Below are 18,705 nucleotides of genomic sequence, written 5' to 3' on the forward strand. Positions count from 1 at the left end.
GCCCAGCCGGACCCAGCCCGCCTCCGGGTCCGGCGTGAGCGGGGAGATCAGCCGGCGTCCGGGCCGGGGCTGTGGGGGGCCGAGTTTTCCGAGGTCGGGCTGTCCGGGGTCCTGGCCGGGTTGGTGCCGGTGGAGGCGGCCGACGCGTTGTAGATGTCAGGTTCGAGGTAGATCACGCGGGCGATCGGGACGGCCTCGCGGATGCGGGCCTCCGCGGCGTTGATGGCGTTGGCGACCTCGGTGGCCGTGTCGTCGTGCTGGACGGCGATCTTGGCGGCGACGAGGAGTTCCTCGGGGCCGAGGTGGAGGGTGCGCATGTGGATGACGCCGGTGACGGTGTCTCCGTCGACGAGCGCGGTCTCGATCTTCTTGACGTCGTCGACGCCCGCGGCCTCGCCCAGGAGCAGCGACTTGGTCTCGGCGGCCAGCACGATCGCGATGGCGATGAGCAGGATGCCGATGCACAGGGTGCCGATGCCGTCCCAGAGGCCGTCGTCGGTGGCGAGGGCGAGGCCGGTGCCGGCGAGCGCGAGGACGAGACCGATCAGCGCGCCGAAGTCCTCGAGGAGGACGACGGGCAGCTCGGGTGCCTTGGCGCGGCGGATGAACTGGGACCAGCTGAGTTTGCCCCGCAGCTGGTTGGACTCCTTGATGGCGGTGCGGAACGAGAAGCTCTCGGCGATGATCGCGAAGACGAGGACGCCGATCGGCCAGTACCAGTTCTCGAGCGCGTGCGGGTGCTTGATCTTCTCGTAGCCCTCATAGACGGCGAACATGCCGCCGACCGAGAAGAGGACGATGGAGACGAGGAAGGCGTAGATGTAGCGCTCGCGGCCGTAGCCGAAGGGGTGTTGCGGGGTCGCCTCGCGTTGGGCCTTCTTGCCGCCGAGCAGCAGGAGGCCCTGGTTGCCGGAGTCGGCGAGCGAGTGGACGCTCTCGGCGAGCATCGAGGACGAGCCGCTGAAGAGGAACGCCACGAATTTCGCTGCCGCGATCGCGAGGTTGGCGGCGAGTGCCGCCACGATCGCTTTTGTGCCGCCTGAAGCGCTCATGTGTTCCCGATGTCCCTTCGTACGCCGTCCCGGTCCTGGCCCGTACGGATCTGGTCCGCGTACGCCGTCCCGGGCTTTGCCCACCCTTTGCGGTGGGTCATTGTTGCAGCCCGGGACAGCGGGGGCGCGTCAGGCCACCACGGTTGCCCGGAAGAGCGTGCCGACTCCGGACACTTCGGCCTTTTCGCCCGCGGGGACGAATGCCGACTGCCCTGCGGTGAGGGCGAGTTCACCGGCGCGGACGGTGCCCGCGGTGCAGAGCAGGATCTGCGGGGTCCCGGCGGTGACGTCGTGCGGGGCCGCGCCCTCGGGCAGGACGTGGCGGGAGAGGCGGAATTCGTCGATGGGGGTCGCGTAGACCTCTTCGTCGTCGGGGGTCGCCTCGGGGCGAAGGATGCCGGGGTCGGTGGCCTCGAAGCGGACGATGCGCAGGAGTTCGGGGACGTCGACGTGCTTGGGGGTGAGGCCGCAGCGCAGGACGTTGTCCGAGTTGGCCATGATTTCCACGCCGAGGCCGTCGATGTAGGCGTGCGGGACGCCGGCGCCGAGGAAGAGGGCCTCGCCGGGGTTGAGGCGGACGTGGTTGAGCAGCATGGCGGCGATGACGCCGGGGTCGCCGGGGTAGTGGTGGGCGAGTCCGGCGTAGGGCGCGTAGTCGCCGCCGAGGCGTTCGGCGGCGGCCTCGGCCTCGGTGACCGTGGTGGCCATCTCCGCGGGGTCCGCGCTCAGTACGGCCGTCAGGACCTCACGCAGCGCGGCCTCTTCGGGGTGGGCGCGCAGCAGGTCGGCGTAGGGCTTGAGGGAGTCGACGCCGAGGCCCTCGATGAGGCGTGCGGCCTCTTCGGGGGCGCGGAATCCGCACAGGCCCTCGAACGGCGTGAGGGCGCAGATCAGTTCGGGCTTGTGGTTGGCGTCCTTGTAGTTGCGGTGCGGGGCATCTATGGGGACGCCGGCGCGCTCCTCGGCCTCGTAACCCTCCTTGGCCTGGGCGAGGTCGGGGTGGACCTGGAGGGAGAGCGGGGCGCCCGCGGCGAGGAGTTTGAGGAGGAAGGGGAGGCGGGGGCCGAACTTCGCGACGGCCTGCGGGCCCAGTTCACGCTCGGGGGCCTGGTCGATCACCTCGTTGAGCGGGCCGCGCGCGGTCTGCGAGGGGGCTCCCGGGTGGGCGCCCATCCACATCTCGGCCTGCGGCTCGCCCGTCGGCTCGGCACCGATGAGGTGCGGGATGGCGGTGGTCGAGCCCCAGGCATAGGGGCGGACGGTGTTGGTGAGGCGGTCCATCAGGTGTTCTTCTCCGTACGCGGGTCAGGGGCCGGCCGGTGTTCGGACCGGCCGGGTCCACGTCATGCGCCCGAGGCGAGCGCGAGGTAAACGGCGGCGAAATCCGTGACGGCGATCAGTTCGGCGAGTGTTTCCAGCTCGCCGCCCTCTTCGGGTTCGAGCTCGCTGATCGGGGTGTCGTGGCCGAGGGCCAGCTCGCGGGCGGCGGGCGCGGCGGTGAGGCCGCCGGGCCGGTCGCGCAGGAGGACGACGCGGACGCGCATCGGCTGCGCCTCGTCGACCCGGTCGCGGAAGAAGTCGTCGGGGTCGGCGCCGCCCGCGAGGTCGCCGAGGAGGAGGCGGCCGTGCGCCGGGAGCGCCTCGGGCAGGTCGGAGGCGAGGGCCGGGCGGCCGGCGAGTTCGGCGAGCGCGGCGGCGAAGCGGCGGCCTGCCGGGCCCGCGGCGTGCCCTTCGGTCCAGATCAGGGGCAGGGCGTCGGCGAGCTCGGCGGCGAGGGTCTTGGCGGGGTTGCTGTAGGTCGCGATGGCCGGGCCGCAGCGCTCGGCGGTCTGGTCGAGGCGGTCGGCGACCTTCTCCAGGGTCTCGGCCGGTGCGGAGAGCAGCCCGGTGCGGTCCAGGAGGGAGAGCAGCGGGGTGAGCAGGGCCCACAGGGCGCCGGGCGCGGAGGCCGCGGCGGGTTCGTCCTGCTCGTACGGGGCGGTCGCCATCGGTACGAAGAGGCCGTGTGCCCCGGCGACGGCATCGGTCAGGGGGGTGCCCGTGGGGCTGACGGCGACGATGGTGCAGCCGCGCCGGTAGGCCTGCTCGACGAGGAGGGCGAGTCCCGGCTCGGTGCCGTCGGTGGTCGCGATCAGGAGCAGGTCCACGGGGCCCGCCCAGCCGGGCAGCTCCCAGCGCAGGGCTCCCGCGGCGGGGGCGACTCCGGTGGGGTGCAGGTGGGCGACGGGGCAGGAGGCGCCGGCGAGCCTGTTGAGCAGGTCGGCGACGCAGCCGGCGGCGAGGCCTGGTCCGGCGAAGAGGACGGCGCGCGGGCGGCCGTCCGGTTCGAGCTGGGTGATCCCGGCCTCCGCGGCGTGCCGGACCGCGGTGCGGACCCGGGCGCCGGCCTCGGCGGCGCCGCGCAGGAGTCCGCGGCGGTCGACCCTGGCGAGGGCCTCGGGGGCGTCGAGCAGCGTTTCGTCGAGCATGGTGTCAGCCTCCGGGACGGCCCGTGCGGGGCCTGGGGTGGGACCTATGCGGGGCGGCGGGCCTCGTCCACGAGGAGTACGGGGATGCCGTCGCGGATCGGGTAGGCGAGGCCGCAGTCCGATCCGGTGCAGAGCAGCTCGGCGTCCGCCTCCTTGAGGGGGGCGTGGCAGGCCGGGCAGGCGAGGATCTCCAGGAGGCCGGCTTCGAGCGGCATGGGGTGTCCCTTCGGCGGTGTGAATGTGTGCGCGTGTGGCCTGGTCAGCGTACCGCCGGGGGCGGTGGCTCGGCTGCTCGGACGGGGGTCCCGTTTCGTGTGTGGCCCTGGTCAGGCCCTGATGATCGCCAGGACCTCGTCGCGGATCCTGGTCATCGTGGCTTCGTCCCTGGCCTCCGCGTTGAGCCGGAGGAGGGGCTCGGTGTTGGACGGGCGGACGTTGAACCACCAGTCCGCGGAGGTGATCGTCAGGCCGTCGAGCTCGTCGTGCGTGATGCCGTCCCGGCCGGCGTACTCGGTCTTGATCGCGGCGAGGCGGGCGCGCTGGTCGTCGACCGTGGAGTTGATCTCTCCGGAGCCCGAGTAGCGGTCGTACTCGGCGACGAGGGCGGACAGGGCGCCGCTCTGGCCGCCGAGGGCGGCGAGGACGTGGAGCGCGGCGAGCATGCCCGTGTCCGCGTTCCAGAAGTCGCGGAAGTAGTAGTGCGCCGAGTGCTCGCCGCCGAAGATCGCTCCGGAGGTGGCCATCTCCTGCTTGATGAAGGAGTGGCCCACGCGTGTGCGGACCGGTGTGCCGCCGTGCTCCTTCACCACCTCGGGGACGGACCAGGAGGTGATCAGGTTGTGGATGATCGTGCCCGTGCCGCCGTTCCTCGCCAGTTCGCGGGAGGCGACGAGTGCGGTGACGGCGGACGGGGAGACGGGGTCGCCGTGCTCGTCGACGACGAAGCAGCGGTCCGCGTCGCCGTCGAAGGCGAGGCCGAGGTCGGCGCCCTCTTCGCGGACGCGTTCTTGGAGGTCCACGAGGTTCGCCGGGTCGAGCGGGTTGGCCTCGTGGTTGGGGAAGGTGCCGTCGAGCTCGAAGTACATCGGGACGAGGTCGAGGGGCAGGCCCGCGAAGACGGTCGGGACGGTGTGTCCGCCCATGCCGTTGCCCGCGTCGACGACGACCTTCAGGGGGCGGATCTCCGTGAGGTCGACGAGGGAGCGCAGGTAGGCCGCGTAGTCGTCGAGGGTGTCGCGCCGGGTGAGGGTGCCCGCCTTCGTGGCGGGGTCGGGGACGCCCGTCTCCAGCCACTTCTCGGCCAGTTCGCGGATCTCTGCCAGGCCCGTGTCCTGTCCGACGGGGGCGGCGCCGGCGCGGCACATCTTGATGCCGTTGTACCGGGCCGGGTTGTGCGAGGCAGTGAACATGGCGCCGGGCAGGCCGAGCGCGCCCGACGCGTAGTACAGCTGGTCGGTGGAGCACAGGCCGATCTCGGTCACGTCGGCGCCGAGGGCGGCGGCGCCGCGCGCGAAGGCCCGGGAGAGGCCGGGTGACGAGGGCCGCATGTCGTGTCCGACGACGATGGCCTCGGCGTCCGTGACGCGCACGAAGGCGGCGCCGAACAGCTCGGCGAGGTGCTCGTCCCACTGGTCCGGGACCACCCCGCGTACGTCGTACGCCTTGACGATCTGCGACAGATCAGCAGCCACGGTCACCCAACTCTCCTGAAGTCCGCTTCGGACAGCACAAACTACCCGTACGGACTGACAGACAGCGGTCAGGGCAGCATCCAGCCGAGGACCGCGGAGCTCTGCGCCATCACGATCAGGCACATCACGAGCAGCAGTCCCACGCTCCACGGCAGCACCTTGCGCAACAGGTCCCCCTCCTTGCCCGCGAGCCCGACGGCGGCGCACGCGATGGTGAGGTTCTGCGGCGAGATCATCTTGCCGAGGACGCCGCCGGAGCTGTTCGCGGCGGCGAGCAGTTCGGGTGACAGGCCCGACTGCTGGGCGGCGGTGACCTGGAGTGCGCCGAACAGGGCGTTGGCGGAGGTGTCGGATCCGGAGACGGCGACGCCGAACCAGCCGAGTACGGGCGACAGGAACGCGAGGCCCGCACCGGCCGCGGCGACGAAGTGCCCGATGGTGGCGGCCTGCCCGGAGAGGTTCATGACGTAGGCGAGGGCCAGGACGCTGGTCACGGTGAGGATCGCGAAGCGCAGTTCGTACACGGTCGCCAACCACTCGCGTACGGCCACGCGCGCGTGGACACCGATGACGGCGGCCGTGATCACGCCGGCGAGAAGGACGAGGGTGCCGCCGGTGGAGACGAGCGGCAGGGTGAAGACGTTGCCGCCGACGGGCTTGCCCTCAGGGTTCGCGACGTTCAGGAAGGGCCAGTCGAAGACGCGGGTCGCCTGGGCGATCCAGTCCTTGACCGCGGGGATCTGCGCGATCGAGAAGATGACGACGATGAGCGCGTACGGGGCGTAGGCGCGCAGGACCTCGGGCCGCGGGTCGTCCTGGTCGAGCTCCTCGCTGCGCACGCCGGTCAGGACGGCGGCGCGCACGGGTTCGGCGGCGGGCCTGCGCGCGTGCGGCACGGCGACGAGGGCGCCCGCGCCGATGAGCGCGGCCCCGATGTCGGCGAGCTGTGCGGAGACGTAGTTCGAGGCGGCGAACTGGGCGGCGGCGAAGGCGACTCCGCAGGCGAGGGCGGGGATCCAGGTCTCGCGCAGGCCGCGCCGCCCGTCCACGAGCCAGACGAGGATGAGCGGCACCAGCAGGGCGAGCAGCGGTGTCTGACGGCCCACCACGGAGGCGACCGAGTCGAGCGGGAGCCCGGTCACCTGGGCGAGGGTGACGACGGGGGTGCCCATCGCGCCGAAGGCCACGGGCGCGGTGTTGGCGACGAGGGCGACGACGGCCGCCTTCACGGGGTCGAAGCCGAGCGCGACGAGCATCACGGAGCAGATCGCGACGGGCGCCCCGAATCCGGCGAGTGCCTCCAGCAGGGCGCCGAAGCAGAACGCGATGACGAGGGCCTGGATGCGCGGGTCGTCGGACAGCCGTCCGAAGGAGCGGCGCAGGATGTCGAAGTGCCGGGTGCGGACGGTCATCCGGTACACCCACAGGGCGTTGACGACGATCCACATGATGGGGAAGAGCCCGAACAGCACGCCCTGCGCGGCGCTCGACACGGTCTGGCCGACGGGCATCCCGTAGGCGATGCAGGCGACGAGGGCGGCCACGGCGAGCCCGATGAGGCCCGCGAGGTGGGCCTTCATGCGGACGGCGCCGAGCAGGACGAGCACGGTGACCAGGGGCAGGGTCGCGACGAGTGCGGACAGACCGAGCGATCCGGCCACCGGTTCAAGCTGCTGGACGAACACGGGCGCCTCCCGGGGCTCTGGGTGGCGAAATTGTTGTGTCCGCAACAAACTCAGGTCAATGAGTGGGACGAAGGAGATTCCGTAAAGGGGAAACCGAAGTCCGAATCCGGCCGCCGATCCGGCTGCCGGGTGGGGTCCGGCTCAGTTGTCCGGCGAGCGCAGTACCCGAAGATGGCCGCGGCGTGCGACTTCCATCGGGTCCGCCGTGCGGGGGCCGGAGCCGCCCGCCTCGGCCGCGCGCTCCTGCGGGCGGGCCGCCTCACGCACGGCGTTCGCCAGAGCCTCCAGATCGTCGCCGCTGGGGCGCGAGGGGCCGGAGGTGTCGGCGAGCCGGACGACCTCCCACCCGCGCGGGGCGGTGAGGCGCTCGGAGTGCTCGGCGCACAGGTCGTAGCAGTGGGGTTCGGCGTAGGTGGCGAGGGGGCCGAGGACCGCGGTCGAGTCGGCGTAGACGTACGTCAGCGTCGCGACGGCGGGACGGCCGCAGGCGGTGCGCGAACAGCGACGTACAGGGCTCACAGCGTTGGACGGTACCGCACTCTTGAGCGGGCCGCGACGACTCCCCGGGAGGTCACCCCACCGTGTCGTGGCGCGCGGCGGCGCACACGGGGTTCCGGGAGCGCGCCGCTGACCTGCGCGGACCGGGGGTGGTGCGCCCCGCGTCCCCGGTACGCACGGTCACCAGTCGGGGCAAATACCGACAGGAGCCGCGAGGTCACCGGTCCGGGAGGGATGCCGAATCGGGCCCAAGTTTGGCTTGATCGGTCAGGAAGCGACATGCCGGTTCCGTGCGGGCCACCGCGGGCGGGTGCGTCCGCGGGAGGTCTACGCTGCGTCAGTGATGGAGAACCCCGTACCGCCCCCCGCCGCAGAGCCGAAGCCTCCCCGCCGCCGCGACCGGCACGGCAGGGGCATGCGAGGGCCCGTCGCCCCTCCTCAGGTCCCGCTCTCCGCGAGCCGGGCCGCGGGGTTCGCGGATCTGGTGCAGGACTCCGTGGAGCGGCTCGAGCGGCGCTTCCCGCAGCTCGCCGACATCGATTTCCTCATCCTCGACGTGCCCTCGGTGGGCACGGCCGGCGAGGGCTGGAGCGACGAGTCGGTGCCCCTGGGGTCCACGATCGCGGCGCGCGAGGGGCACCCCGCGCGCGTGGTCGTCTACCGCCGCCCGGTCGAGATCCGCACCAAGGGCCGCGACGAGCGCGCGGCCCTGGTGCACGAGGTCGTGGTCGAGCAGGTCGCCGAACTCCTCGGCCTGTCACCGGAGACGGTGGATCCGCGCTACGGCGACGAGGAGTGACCCGGCGGACCGGGTCACTCCGGGATCACTTCTGCAGCACCGACAGGTCCTGGTCCGCGTGCGGCACCGAGACCGTCCCCCGGTCGTCCGGGAGCGTCTGGACCGTGAACATGGGGACGCCGGGGACGTCCGCGTCGGACACGTCCAGCATCCGCGAGCCGTAGACCTCCCCGCCCGACACCTGCTCCACCGTCAGCGCGTACGACCCCTTGAGCCCGGCCGGGACCGGCGGCCGCACGGACATCGTCGTGCCGCCCTTCACGGTGTACGTCTTCGTGACCGGGGTCCCGCCCTCGGTGCCCGCCGACGCCGTCACCTTGACCGTGCCCGCCGCGCCCGGGGCCGTCAGCGACAGCGTCGAGCCCTTCGCGCGGTTGTCGGCGACGGTCGCCCGCGCGCCGACGGGCCGGGTCGCCGGGATGAAGGCCGATTCCTGGTCGGCGCCCTTGCCGCGCACGACGCGCAGGGCGGCCACGACCGGGGCCGAGTCGCCCGTGGGCGTCAGGACGAGGGAGCCGGCCTCGCCGCGCGTCACGTCGCCGAGGTCGACGGCGGCCGTCATCCCCGACTTCACGTGCAGGCTCTCGTGCCCGGCCGGGGTGATGCGGCCGGTCGGGGAGGCCAGCTGGACCTTCAGGTCCGCGTCGTTGTCGCCGGGCGTGAAGGCGACCAGGCGCACGCTCGTGGCGTCCTTCGGGATGCCGGGCAGGACGACCGTGCCCGCGGGGTCCGCGGACGCCGGCAGCCAGTCGCCGCCGAGCTTGTCGTCCGCGGCGAGGACCGCGGCGGCCACCCGGCCGCTGCGGGCCGTCACATGGAGCGTGACGTTCGTCTGCGGCTTGTCGGTGAGGGTGGACAGCAGGACCGGCACGCTGGAGTGCGGCTGGACCTGGATGCCCTCGCCCACATCGGACTTGATGGCGCCGTTCGCCCCGTACAGCTGGACGTCGACGACGGCCGCCGAGTCGTCCGGGTTGGTGAGGTGGATGTAGTCACTGCGCTCCTTGGCGGTGGAGGCGCCCGGGAACCAGAAGTCCGTGTCCGGCGCCGAGCAGTTCACCCCCAGGAGGCCGCGGCCGGTGCCGGCGGCCACCTCCGTCGTCTGCTGCACGGTCCAGCCGGGCGCGAGATTCCCGTCGGCGCTCCCCACGAGCGCGGGCGACTCGGCGCCCGACGACTCACCCGCGACGGGCTTGCCCGGCTTCAGCGGGGACAGCACCGGCTTGTCGGCCTTGCCCTTGCCCTTGCCCTTGCCGCTCCCGGCGCCGTCCGTCAACTCGCGCGTGGCCGACGACAGGGCGGCCTTGCCGGAACTGCCCGACCCCTCCGAGGCGGGTGTGTACGAGGTGTACGCGGTCTCGGCGAGGTCCGACGTGCTCGGCGCGGGGCACAGCAGGCTGGAGCGCTCCACCGGCAGCCGCGCGGCCGCCTTCGCGGAGTCGCCGTCGTCGCCGGGCGCGGTGGCCGCCGCGAAACCGGTGACGGCCGCGAGGGCCGCGGCCGCGGCGATCAGGGACAGGGTGGTGCGGTTCACTGCTGGCTCCCGTCGGGGCGCTCACTGTCGGTGCCGTGCGGCGGCTGCGCGGGCGGCTGCGGCTGCTCGTACGAGGCGTCGTAGGCCTGCTGCCCGTACTGCTGCTGGGCGTCGTACGTGCCCCCGTAGGCGTACGGGTCGTACTGGCCGGCCTGGTAGGGGTCCGCCTGATAGGGATCCGCCTGCTGGTTCGGGTCGTACGTGCCCTGGTAGGCGCCGCCCTGGTACTGCTGCTGATCGCCCGCGGCGTACTGGCCGTAGTCGGCGGCCGCGTACGTGGGGGTGTCCCACTCGCCGTACGTCGGCTGGTGCGGCACACCGGCCGCGGCGAGCTCCTCCTCCGAGGGCGGCGGCGGTACCGCGCCGTCCGTGCCCTCGGCCGTGGCCTGTTCGGCCTCCGCCTGGGCGCGCAGACGGCGGGCCCTGCGGCCCTCGCCCTCGACGGCCTGCGCGGGCACGACGGGCTCCTCGGGGAGGTCGTCGTCCACGTCCCTGCGCCTGCCCGGCAGGGCGAGCACCACGAGGACGAGAGCGAGCGCGCCCTGCGCCCACAGCCAGGCCGCGTGCGAGATGGGCGCGTCGAACGTGACGTCCAGGCGGCCGCCCGTGGCGGGCAGTTCGAAGCCCTGCGCCCAGCCGTCGACGGTCGTCTTCGTCAGGGGCGCGCCGTCCAGCGTCGCCGTCCAGCCCTCGTCGGCCGTGTCGGCGAGGCGCAGGACGCGGCCGGCCTTGCCCTCGGGGATCTTCGTGTGGAGTTCGACGGGGCCCGCGGCGACGGCCTGCGGCTCGTCGGACCCGGACACGATCGCGGCGCGGGAGACCTGCCGGTCCACGCGCCACAGGGCGGTGCCGTCCTGCTGGCTGAGCCGGGACAGGCCGGGCGTGGAGTCGAGGACGCGGCTCATCTGCCGGGGCGCGCCCGCGCGTACGAGGACGTAGCGCACGGCGAATCCGCCGAGCTGGTCGGCCTGGTCGGCGCCGGAGCCGGCGACGAGGTTGGCGACGACCTTGTCGAGCTTCTTGTTGCTGCCGCCCGCCTCGGTCAGTTCGGCGTCACCGAGGCGCGCGCCGGCGCCGCGCACCAGGGTGTACGACACCCTGGCGGCCGAATCGCTGTCCATGACGAGGGTGCGGGCCTGGTCCTGGGTGTCGCTCTCCTCGGCGACGAACGCGGGCACCTGGGTGGGGTCACGGCGTTCCAGGGGGCCGTCGGCCCCGCGGATCATCCAGCCCGCCGCGGCGAGGAGCGGTCCGGCCACCGCGGCGAACGCGATGAGGGCCGCCACCGGCTGCCGCCAGCCGAAGCTCTGCTCGGCCACGCGCGAGCGTGCCCCGTCGGCGCCGAGCACGGCGGCGGCGAGGAGGGCGATGCCGTAGACGAGGGTCGCGGGCCCGGCCCAGGCCGAGCTGTTCGACAGGGCCGCGAAGACCAGGGCCACCAGGGCGATCGCCCACGCGGTGAGGACGGCGAGGCGGCGCTCGGTGCGCAGGAGCGCGGCGAGCCCGGCGAGGACGATGCCGATGAGCAGCAGTCCGCCGAGGGTGCCGGAGCCGCCGGGCGAGGCGCCGAGCAGGCCGAGCGCGGACGCCGACCCCTTCCCGTAAGGGAGGCCCGCCTCCTTGAAGAAGCCGAACGGAAGCAGCGTCAGCGACCAGGGCGCGAGGATCAGGAGCGGGGTGCCGAGCCCGGCCAGGAAGCGGAGCCCGTACGCGGTGATGTCGCCGCGGCGGACCGCGAGGAGCGCGATGCCGAGGACGAGCGCGATCGGCCACACGATGGGCGTGAAGGCCGTCGTGACGGTCAGCAGGAGGGCGTACGCCCAGGTGGCGCGCCAGCTGCCGCGCGCCCCCGCGTGGTTCATCAAGCCGCTCGCGGACAACCCCGCGCGCGCGATGAGCGGCAGCAGGATCGCAAGGACCGCGGTGCCGATCCGGCCGCCGGCGAGCGCGCCGGTGGCGGCGGGCAGGAAGGCGTACGCGACCGAGGCCCACGCGCGCAGCAGGCGCGAGGTGACCAGGGGCCGGGAGGCGAAGTAGGCGGTGAAGCCGGCGAGCGGCACCGAGCAGACGAGGAGCACGGTGACGGCGAGTCCGGTCGAGCCGAACAGGAGCGTGGAGAACGCGGCGACGAGCGCCAGGTACGGCGGCGCGGACTGGGTGCCGCCCGTGCCGGCCGCGTGCCAGCCGTCGAGATAGCGCGACCACAGGGCGGACGCGTCACCCGGAGCGGGCAGCAGCGCGCCGCCCGCGAGCGCCCCGCCGCCGAGCAGGGCGCGGCAGGCGATGAGCGACACGAACAGCAGCACCACGAAGAGCATCGGTCCCGGCTTGCGGGCGATGCGCTTGAGACGGGCGAACTGCTCGATCTCCAGGAAGTCCGCGTCGTCGCCGCCGGGGCCGGACTCGACGGCGCTGCCGTGCCGTCCCGCGGCGTTGATCTCGGGGTCGGACGCGCCGAAGAGGCTGCCCGCGACCTGCTCGACGGTGAGCCGGACCGTGGCGCCCGGCGGCGGGAAGAGCGGCCGCAGCTCCTTGGCGTCGACCACTCCCTTGCCGCGCCTGCGGCGGGCCGCGAGGATCCGCTCGGGCCGTAGCAGGGTGCCGAGGAGTCCGGTGATCTCGTCGAGCGCCTGGCCGGGAACCTTGCCGACGAGGTACGCGAGGGTACGCGCGAGCGTGCCGATGACGAGGCGCAGGAGCACCCAGGGCAGCACGGCCGTAGGGGCGTTGACGAGCAGGGTGTAGACGGCGCCGGCCTTGTCGACCTTGTGCGGGGACGTCGCCGTGCGGCCCACGCAGTCGACGGTGCGGCGCTCGCGCGAGGAGGCCTCCGCGTGGCGGACTACGGCGTCGGGGGCGATGACTACGCGGTGTCCGGCGGCCTGGGCGCGCCAGCACAGGTCGACGTCGTCGCGCATGAGGGGCAGCCTGCGGTCGAACCCGCCGAGCTGTTCGAAGACATCGCGCCGGATCAGCATGCCGGCGGTGGACACGGACAGGACGGGTCGGACGTGGTCGTGCTGCCCCTGGTCCTGCTCGCGGCGGTCGAGGCCGGTCCAGCGGCGCCCCGAGTTGGCGATGGAGACGCCGACCTCCAGGAGCTGCCTGCGGTCGTACCAGCCGAGGAGCTTGGGTCCGACGACGGCGACCTCGTTGCCGATCTCGCGCTCGTTCTCGACGACGCGCAGGAGTTCGGCGAGCGCGTCGGGCTCGGGCGCGCAGTCGTCGTGCAGGAGCCACAGCCACTGCTCGGGCTCGCCGTGCGGCAGCTCCGGCATGTCGTAGGCGTCGTCGCGCCAGCTCCGGCTGACGGGGTCCCAGCCACTGGGGCGCTTGAGGTACGGCAGCTCCTCCGGGGTCAGCACTCCCGCGGTGCGCGCCGCTTCGTCGACGGCCTGGCCGAAGCCGGTACGGCGGGCCAGATGGAGAACGCGCTCGTCGCCGATCGCGTCGGCGATCAGCGTGGCGGAGGCGTCCGCGCTGCCGGTGTCGGCGGCTACGGCGTTCTGTACGGGGCGCTCCTGGCCGAGCAGTCCTGACAGGACGTCGGGCAGCCAGCGTGCTCCGTCGTGGGAGACGAGCACGGCGGTGACGACGTGTCTGGGGAACTCGGGTGGCCTGGTCGGGTCTGGCCCTGCGGCGTGCCCCGGGTTGAACGCGGCTGCGGCAGTGTCGAATTGGCCTGCCGAATGGCTGTGCACGGACATCGAGGTACGGGCCCCGGTTCGTTGGACTGCGGTGGACGCCTGTGCCCTGCGGGGGCGCTGGGTCGTCTCGGACGGGGCCCCACACTAACGGCTGACAACAACGGCGGCCCGCCCCCTGTGGACAACCCAGGGCGACGGGCCGATCGCTACGCGGAAAAGAGTCTGCGGAAAGAGTCTTCGGACGGCGTCCTTGTCGCGGTCCTCGGTGCGGCCCCGGCTCTGGTCGCGCTGCGGGCCTCGGTGCGGGGCTTCGTACGGTCTTGCGGCGTTCTGCGGCGTCGCGGCGTTCCGCGGTGTTGCGGCGTTCCGCAGACTTTGCCTCCTCAGACCGCGGCCTTCTTCAGACGGCGCCGCTCCCGCTCGGAGAGGCCGCCCCAGATGCCGAACCGCTCGTCGTTGGCGAGTGCGTACTCGAGGCACTCGGACCTGACCTCGCAGGCGAGGCAGACCTTCTTGGCCTCCCGGGTGGAGCCGCCCTTCTCCGGGAAGAAGGACTCGGGGTCGGTCTGGGCGCACAGCGCGCGCTCCTGCCAGCCGAGTTCCTCTTCCGCGTCCTCGACCAGCAGTTGCTGAAACGACTCGGTCATAGTGCGCCCCTCGTCCGTCTGTGCGTCCCCGTGATGCTGCCGCTACCGATTTCGGCTGAACGACACGAGTGAAATTACAAGTGTGCCGATCCGGGCCAGTCAAGCCGAGATCTGCTATTGGGTCCCTTATTCACTCTGCGGAACCAAGGGTATGCGGAAAGTGTTCAAATCGGCCTAAACCTTGACACTTGCCAGAGGCCCATCCCGGCCGCCACCCCCCGCAAGAGCTCCGGCAGACCTCACGCGGACCTCCGCAAGGAAGGACGCCTCGGGCATTGATCCCGTTCCGGGAGCGGCGCCGGAGCGTTCCGGATCACATTCGGATCACGGGAGCGCGACGGCGTTTGTGCGCCCGGTTGATGCGCCATGTGTCCCGGCCGGAACCTGAACAAACCTTTCGCCTGGCAGGGCAACCGGATGAGGTGAAACATATCCCACAATCCGGACACCTAGTTGACAGAGGAGGAATGAACCGGTGTCCTGGTGGGCATGCTCGCGAACTTGGCGCTTTCCGTGACCCGACCCGGGTCCCTCGGTGCTGCCCACGCGCGCTGTTGCTGTTGCTGTCCCAGCTGTTGAGCCCACCGCGCTCCGGCTGAATCCCCTCGCTTCACCGCGCTCCACTCCCCCGGCAGTTCGTCCGCGCCGGGCGCCGTCCAGCGACATCCCCAGCACACCGCACCCCGCCGAGGAATCCCCATACCCATGAACAGCAACAGCGACCTGCAGATCGCCGGCGACATCCTCGAAGTACCCCACCTGCTCCAGCCCGCGCGCGAGCACCCGGCCACCGTCGCCGAGTTCGCCGGCCTGGCCCGCACCATCGCCGCCGACCGCGGCCGGTGGGAACACCTCGTCGAGTACGACGCCACCAGCCGCTGGTACCACCGCCTGCAGACGGGCCCCGGCTACGAGGTCTGGCTCCTGTCCTGGGTGCCCGGACAGGGCAGCGGACTGCACGACCACGGCCGCTCATCCGGGATACTGACCGTCCTCCAGGGTGAGTTGACGGAGCGTTCGGAGCGCGGCTCCCGCACCCTCGCGCCCGGCGCACAGCGCGTCTTCGCCCCCGGCTACGTCCACGAGGTCGTCAACGACGCGCTGGAACCCGCCGTCAGCCTCCACGTGTACTACCCGGGCCTCACCGAGATGCCCATGCACGCCCCCCGCTGCGTCAGCGACGCCACGCAGGATGCCGTGACCGCCTGACGGACTGTCGTACCCGCCTGCGATGCTGGGCACATGCGCATTGTGGTTCTGGCAGGCGGCATCGGTGGTGCCCGGTTCCTTCGCGGTCTCAAGCAGGCGGCACCGGACGACGCGGTCATCACGGTCATCGGCAACACCGGCGACGACATCCATCTCTTCGGCCTGAAGGTCTGTCCCGACCTCGACACGGTGATGTACACGCTCGGCGGCGGCATCAACGAGGAGCAGGGCTGGGGACGCACGGACGAGACGTACCGGGTCAAGGAGGAGCTCGCCGCGTACGGGGTGGGGCCCGAGTGGTTCGGTCTCGGCGACCGGGACTTCGCGACCCACATCGTCCGTACGCAGATGCTGGACGCCGGCTATCCGCTCAGCGCGGTCACCGAGGCGCTGTGCGAGCGCTGGAAGCCCGGTGTGCGGCTCATCCCGATGTCCGACGACCGCATCGAGACCCATGTGGCGGTGACCTTGGACGGGGAGCGCCGGGCCGTGCACTTCCAGGAGTACTGGGTGAAGCTGCGGGCCTCCGTGGACGCGCACGCGGTGGTGCCCGTCGGCGCCGAGCAGGCCAAGCCCGCGCCGGGTGTCCTGGAGGCCATCGCCGAGGCGGACGTCATCCTCTTCCCGCCGTCCAACCCCGTCGTCAGCGTCGGGACCATCCTCGCCGTGCCCGGCATTCGCGAGGCCATCGCCGAAGCCGGTGTGCCCGTCGTCGGGCTCTCGCCCATCGTCGGGGACGCGCCCGTGCGCGGCATGGCCGACAAGGTCCTCGCCGCCGTGGGCGTCGACTCGACGGCCGCCGCGGTCGCCGAGCACTACGGGTCGGGGCTGCTCGACGGGTGGCTCGTCGACACGGTGGACGCGGGCACGGTGGAGCGCGTCGAGGCGGCGGGCATCCGCTGCCGCGCGGTGCCGCTGATGATGTCCGACCTGGACGCGACGACGCAGATGGCGCGTGAGGCGCTCACGCTCGCGGAGGAGGTCCGCGCGTGAGTGACGCTCCCTCCTTCCGCGCCTGGGCGCTCCCCGGCCTCCCCGAGGTCCGCGAGGGCGACGACCTCGCCAAGCTGATCGCCACCGCCGAGCCCGGCCTCGTCGACGGGGACGTCCTGCTCGTCACCTCGAAGATCGTCAGCAAGGCCGAGGGCCGGATCGTCGAGGCGACCGACCGCGAGGCGGCCATAGACGCCGAGACCGTACGGGTCGTCGCGCGCCGTGGCACCCTGCGCATCGTCGAGAACAAGCTGGGCCTGGTCATGGCCGCGGCCGGCGTCGACGCGTCGAACACGCCCGCGGGCACCGTGCTGCTGCTCCCGGAGGACCCCGACGCGTCGGCCGCGGCGATCCGGGACGGGCTGCGGGACGCGCTCGGCGTGGACGTCGGGGTCGTCGTCACGGACACCTTCGGCCGCCCCTGGCGCAACGGCCTGACCGATGTCGCCATCGGCGCCGCGGGCGTGCACGTCCTCGACGACCTGCGCGGCGGCACGGACGCGTACGGCAATCCGCTCAGCGCCACCGTCGTCGCCACGGCGGACGAACTGGCCGCCGCCGGGGACCTGGTGAAGGGCAAGGCGGCCGGGCTGCCCGTCGCCGTCGTGCGCGGGCTCGCGCACGTGGTGGGCGAGGGCACCGGCGCGCGTGAGCTGGTGCGCGTCGCGCGTGACGACATGTTCCGGCTCGGCACGTCCGAGGCCGTACGGGAGGCCGTGACCCAGCGGCGTACGGTGCGGGCGTTCACGGACGAGCCGGTCGACCCGGGAGCCGTACGGCGTGCGGTCGCCGCGGCCGTGACCGCGCCCGCCCCGCACCACACGACGCCGTGGCGGTTCGTGCTTCTGGAGTCCGAGGAATCCCGGGTCCGGCTGCTCGACGCGATGCGGGACGCGTGGATCGAGGACCTGCGGCGCGACGGCAAGAGCGAGGAGTCCGTCGCCAAGCGCGTGCGCCGCGGTGACGTGCTGCGTCAGGCGCCGTATCTGGTCGTGCCGTGCATGGTGATGGACGGGTCGCACACGTACGGGCACGCGCGACGGGACGCCGCCGAGCGGGAGATGTTCGTGGTCGCGGCCGGTGCGGGCGTGCAGAACTTCCTGGTCGCGCTCGCCGGTGAGCGGCTCGGCTCCGCGTGGGTGTCGTCGACGATGTTCTGCCGCGACGTCGTGCGCGAGGTGCTCGGGCTTCCGCAGGAGTGGGACCCGATGGGCGCCGTGGCCGTGGGGCACGCGGCCGCCGCCCCCGCCGAGCGCCCGGCGCGTGACGCCGGTGACTTCGTGGTCGTGCGCTAGAAGGCGGTGCGCCAGAAGGCCGCGCGCGGGAAAGCCGTGTGCTGGAAGGCCATGTGCTGGAAGGCCGCGCGCGGGAAGGCCATGTGCTGGAAGGCGGCGCGCGGGAAGGCCATGTGCTGGAAGGTCGTGCGCGGGAACAGCGGCTACCAGTCGGCGATGTTCGTGCGGCGCATCTTCGGCTGTCTGCGCGGAGGTGTGCGGCCGCTGAGGAGGATGAGGCGGGCCGCGCGGTGGCGCTGGCCCTGCTCCTCGTACGGGGCGAGGAGCCGCAGCATCTCCGCGTCGTCGGCGTCGCGGTTGCCGGCGAGGGCGTAGCCGACGATGCCGGGCAGGTGGACGTCTCCGGTCGTCACGGCGTCTGCGGCGCCGTTGCTGCGCTGGACCGTCTCGGCGGAGGTCCAGGGTCCGATGCCGGGGATCAGTTCGAGGCGGGCGCGGGCGTCGGCCGGGGTCATCGCCGCGGCCTCCTCCATGCGCCGGGCCACCTTCACGGCCCGCAGGACGGTCGAGGCCCGCTTGTTGTCGACGCCCGCGCGGTGCCACTCCCAGGACGGGATGAGCGACCAGGCGCGCGGCTCCGGCATGACGTGGAGGCCGAGTCCGGCGGTGGGGCCGGGCGCCGGGGTGCCGTACGTACGGAGCAGGATGCGCCAGGCGCGGTACGCCTCCTCCGTCGTGATCTTCTGTTCCAGGATCGACGGGATCAGCGATTCCATGACCAGACCCGTACGCAGCAGGCGCAGTCCCGGCCGGTGGTGGTGGGCGTGGGCGAGAAGCCTGTGGCGCGGCTCGAACGCCTCGGGCTCGTCCAACTCGCCGAGAAGTTGCGGGAGTTGAGCGAGAAGCCAGGTCGCACCCGGGCCCCATGCCTGCGCCTCGACGACTCCGCCGCGCAGGGCCACGCGCAGCGTGCCGGGGCCTTCGGGGGTGCGGGTGGCCCGCCAGACCGAGCCGTCCGGTGTGACGCGGAAGGCGGGGTCGGCGGGCCCTCGGCGCAGCGGGCCCAGGGTCAGGCCCAGGTCGAACGGGCCGTTGGGGGTCCAGCGACGGGTGTGCGCCGCGGTCGCCGGGCCCGGAACGAGGGCTCGGGGCACGACGGCCCTGGGCACGCCGGTCTCGCCGCCGCGCACCGTGGTGCGCGTGGGGCGGGGGGCGTATCGGCCGGCCAAGGGGTCCTCGTCGGGTGG

15 protein-coding genes are annotated in these 18,705 nt (G+C 72.8%); 4 read left to right on the top strand and 11 right to left on the bottom strand.

Going from position 1 to position 18,705, the window contains the following annotated elements; all coding sequences use genetic code 11:
• Nucleotides 1-47: 47 nt before the first annotated feature.
• From LGI35_RS19545 to LGI35_RS19575, 7 genes are all read right to left on the bottom strand, one after another.
• Complete coding sequence (locus LGI35_RS19545) at nt 48-1,052, bottom strand: cation diffusion facilitator family transporter (protein WP_227295100.1); 1,005 nt, start codon at nt 1,050-1,052, stop codon at nt 48-50.
• A 129-nt stretch (nt 1,053-1,181) separates the two neighbouring features.
• On the bottom strand, nt 1,182-2,333 hold the full coding sequence (manA, locus tag LGI35_RS19550) for a mannose-6-phosphate isomerase, class I (protein WP_227295101.1): 1,152 nt from the start codon (nt 2,331-2,333) through the stop codon (nt 1,182-1,184).
• 62 nt (nt 2,334-2,395) lie between these two features.
• On the bottom strand, nt 2,396-3,520 hold the full coding sequence (locus LGI35_RS19555) for an SIS domain-containing protein (protein ID WP_227295102.1): 1,125 nt from the start codon (nt 3,518-3,520) through the stop codon (nt 2,396-2,398).
• A 44-nt stretch (nt 3,521-3,564) separates the two neighbouring features.
• Nucleotides 3,565-3,735 (bottom strand): Trm112 family protein, encoded by a 171-nt coding sequence (locus LGI35_RS19560; RefSeq protein ID WP_100597970.1) that lies wholly within the window; start codon nt 3,733-3,735, stop codon nt 3,565-3,567.
• A 111-nt stretch (nt 3,736-3,846) separates the two neighbouring features.
• Entirely contained in the window at nt 3,847-5,211 is a 1,365-nt protein-coding gene (locus LGI35_RS19565) for a phosphomannomutase/phosphoglucomutase (protein ID WP_227300378.1), read from the bottom strand.
• Between the two features lie 68 nt (nt 5,212-5,279).
• Nucleotides 5,280-6,896 (bottom strand): L-lactate permease, encoded by a 1,617-nt coding sequence (locus LGI35_RS19570; protein ID WP_227295103.1) that lies wholly within the window; start codon nt 6,894-6,896, stop codon nt 5,280-5,282.
• A gap of 141 nt (nt 6,897-7,037) precedes the next feature.
• Nucleotides 7,038-7,415, bottom strand: a complete 378-nt coding sequence (locus LGI35_RS19575) for a DUF3499 domain-containing protein (RefSeq protein ID WP_206302118.1) — start codon at nt 7,413-7,415, stop codon at nt 7,038-7,040.
• A 322-nt stretch (nt 7,416-7,737) separates the two neighbouring features.
• On the opposite strand from LGI35_RS19575, the gene LGI35_RS19580 reads away from it, so the two are divergent.
• Complete coding sequence (locus LGI35_RS19580; RefSeq protein WP_116512639.1) at nt 7,738-8,193, top strand: metallopeptidase family protein; 456 nt, start codon at nt 7,738-7,740, stop codon at nt 8,191-8,193.
• Between the two features lie 25 nt (nt 8,194-8,218).
• Here LGI35_RS19580 and LGI35_RS19585 read toward each other — a convergent pair whose 3' ends face one another.
• From LGI35_RS19585 to LGI35_RS19595, 3 genes are all read right to left on the bottom strand, one after another.
• Complete coding sequence (locus LGI35_RS19585) at nt 8,219-9,727, bottom strand: DUF5719 family protein (RefSeq protein WP_227295104.1); 1,509 nt, start codon at nt 9,725-9,727, stop codon at nt 8,219-8,221.
• Nucleotides 9,724-13,434 carry a glycosyltransferase family 2 protein gene (locus tag LGI35_RS19590; protein WP_227295105.1) on the bottom strand — a complete coding sequence of 1,237 codons (3,711 nt, stop codon included), beginning with the start codon at nt 13,432-13,434 and terminating at the stop codon, nt 9,724-9,726. The genes LGI35_RS19585 and LGI35_RS19590 overlap by 4 nt, the downstream gene beginning before the upstream one ends.
• A gap of 323 nt (nt 13,435-13,757) precedes the next feature.
• Nucleotides 13,758-14,021: a WhiB family transcriptional regulator gene (locus LGI35_RS19595; protein ID WP_093617031.1), complete on the bottom strand. Its 264-nt coding sequence runs from the start codon at nt 14,019-14,021 to the stop codon at nt 13,758-13,760.
• A 705-nt stretch (nt 14,022-14,726) separates the two neighbouring features.
• Here LGI35_RS19595 and LGI35_RS19600 point away from each other — a divergent pair.
• The 3 genes from LGI35_RS19600 to LGI35_RS19610 are packed head-to-tail and all read left to right on the top strand — an operon-like array spanning nt 14,727 to nt 17,518.
• Nucleotides 14,727-15,230 carry a cysteine dioxygenase gene (locus LGI35_RS19600; protein WP_227295106.1) on the top strand — a complete coding sequence of 168 codons (504 nt, stop codon included), beginning with the start codon at nt 14,727-14,729 and terminating at the stop codon, nt 15,228-15,230.
• A gap of 33 nt (nt 15,231-15,263) precedes the next feature.
• Nucleotides 15,264-16,223, top strand: a complete 960-nt coding sequence (gene cofD / locus LGI35_RS19605) for a 2-phospho-L-lactate transferase (protein ID WP_227295107.1) — start codon at nt 15,264-15,266, stop codon at nt 16,221-16,223.
• Nucleotides 16,220-17,518, top strand: coding sequence for a coenzyme F420-0:L-glutamate ligase (locus LGI35_RS19610; RefSeq protein WP_227295108.1), 1,299 nt, complete (start codon nt 16,220-16,222; stop codon nt 17,516-17,518). The genes cofD and LGI35_RS19610 overlap by 4 nt, the downstream gene beginning before the upstream one ends.
• Before the next feature lie 143 nt (nt 17,519-17,661).
• Here LGI35_RS19610 and LGI35_RS19615 read toward each other — a convergent pair whose 3' ends face one another.
• Nucleotides 17,662-18,687, bottom strand: a complete 1,026-nt coding sequence (locus LGI35_RS19615; protein ID WP_227295109.1) for a DNA-3-methyladenine glycosylase family protein — start codon at nt 18,685-18,687, stop codon at nt 17,662-17,664.
• Nucleotides 18,688-18,705: the final 18 nt, after the last annotated feature.

The sequence above is a fragment of the Streptomyces longhuiensis genome, from assembly GCF_020616555.1.
Classification (GTDB): domain Bacteria; phylum Actinomycetota; class Actinomycetes; order Streptomycetales; family Streptomycetaceae; genus Streptomyces; species Streptomyces longhuiensis.

Excerpts from the sequence above, each read along its gene's own strand:
- LGI35_RS19555 (WP_227295102.1), bottom strand. The coding sequence starts at position 3,520 with ATGCTCGACGAAACGCTGCTCGACGCCCCCGAGGCCCTCGCCAGGGTC.
- LGI35_RS19590 (WP_227295105.1), bottom strand. The coding sequence starts at position 13,434 with ATGTCCGTGCACAGCCATTCGGCAGGCCAATTCGACACTGCCGCAGCC.
- LGI35_RS19560 (WP_100597970.1), bottom strand. The coding sequence starts at position 3,735 with ATGCCGCTCGAAGCCGGCCTCCTGGAGATCCTCGCCTGCCCGGCCTGC.
- LGI35_RS19580 (WP_116512639.1), top strand. The coding sequence starts at position 7,738 with ATGGAGAACCCCGTACCGCCCCCCGCCGCAGAGCCGAAGCCTCCCCGC.
- manA (WP_227295101.1), bottom strand. The coding sequence starts at position 2,333 with ATGGACCGCCTCACCAACACCGTCCGCCCCTATGCCTGGGGCTCGACC.
- LGI35_RS19545 (WP_227295100.1), bottom strand. The coding sequence starts at position 1,052 with ATGAGCGCTTCAGGCGGCACAAAAGCGATCGTGGCGGCACTCGCCGCC.
- LGI35_RS19595 (WP_093617031.1), bottom strand. The coding sequence starts at position 14,021 with ATGACCGAGTCGTTTCAGCAACTGCTGGTCGAGGACGCGGAAGAGGAA.
- LGI35_RS19600 (WP_227295106.1), top strand. The coding sequence starts at position 14,727 with ATGAACAGCAACAGCGACCTGCAGATCGCCGGCGACATCCTCGAAGTA.
- cofD (WP_227295107.1), top strand. The coding sequence starts at position 15,264 with ATGCGCATTGTGGTTCTGGCAGGCGGCATCGGTGGTGCCCGGTTCCTT.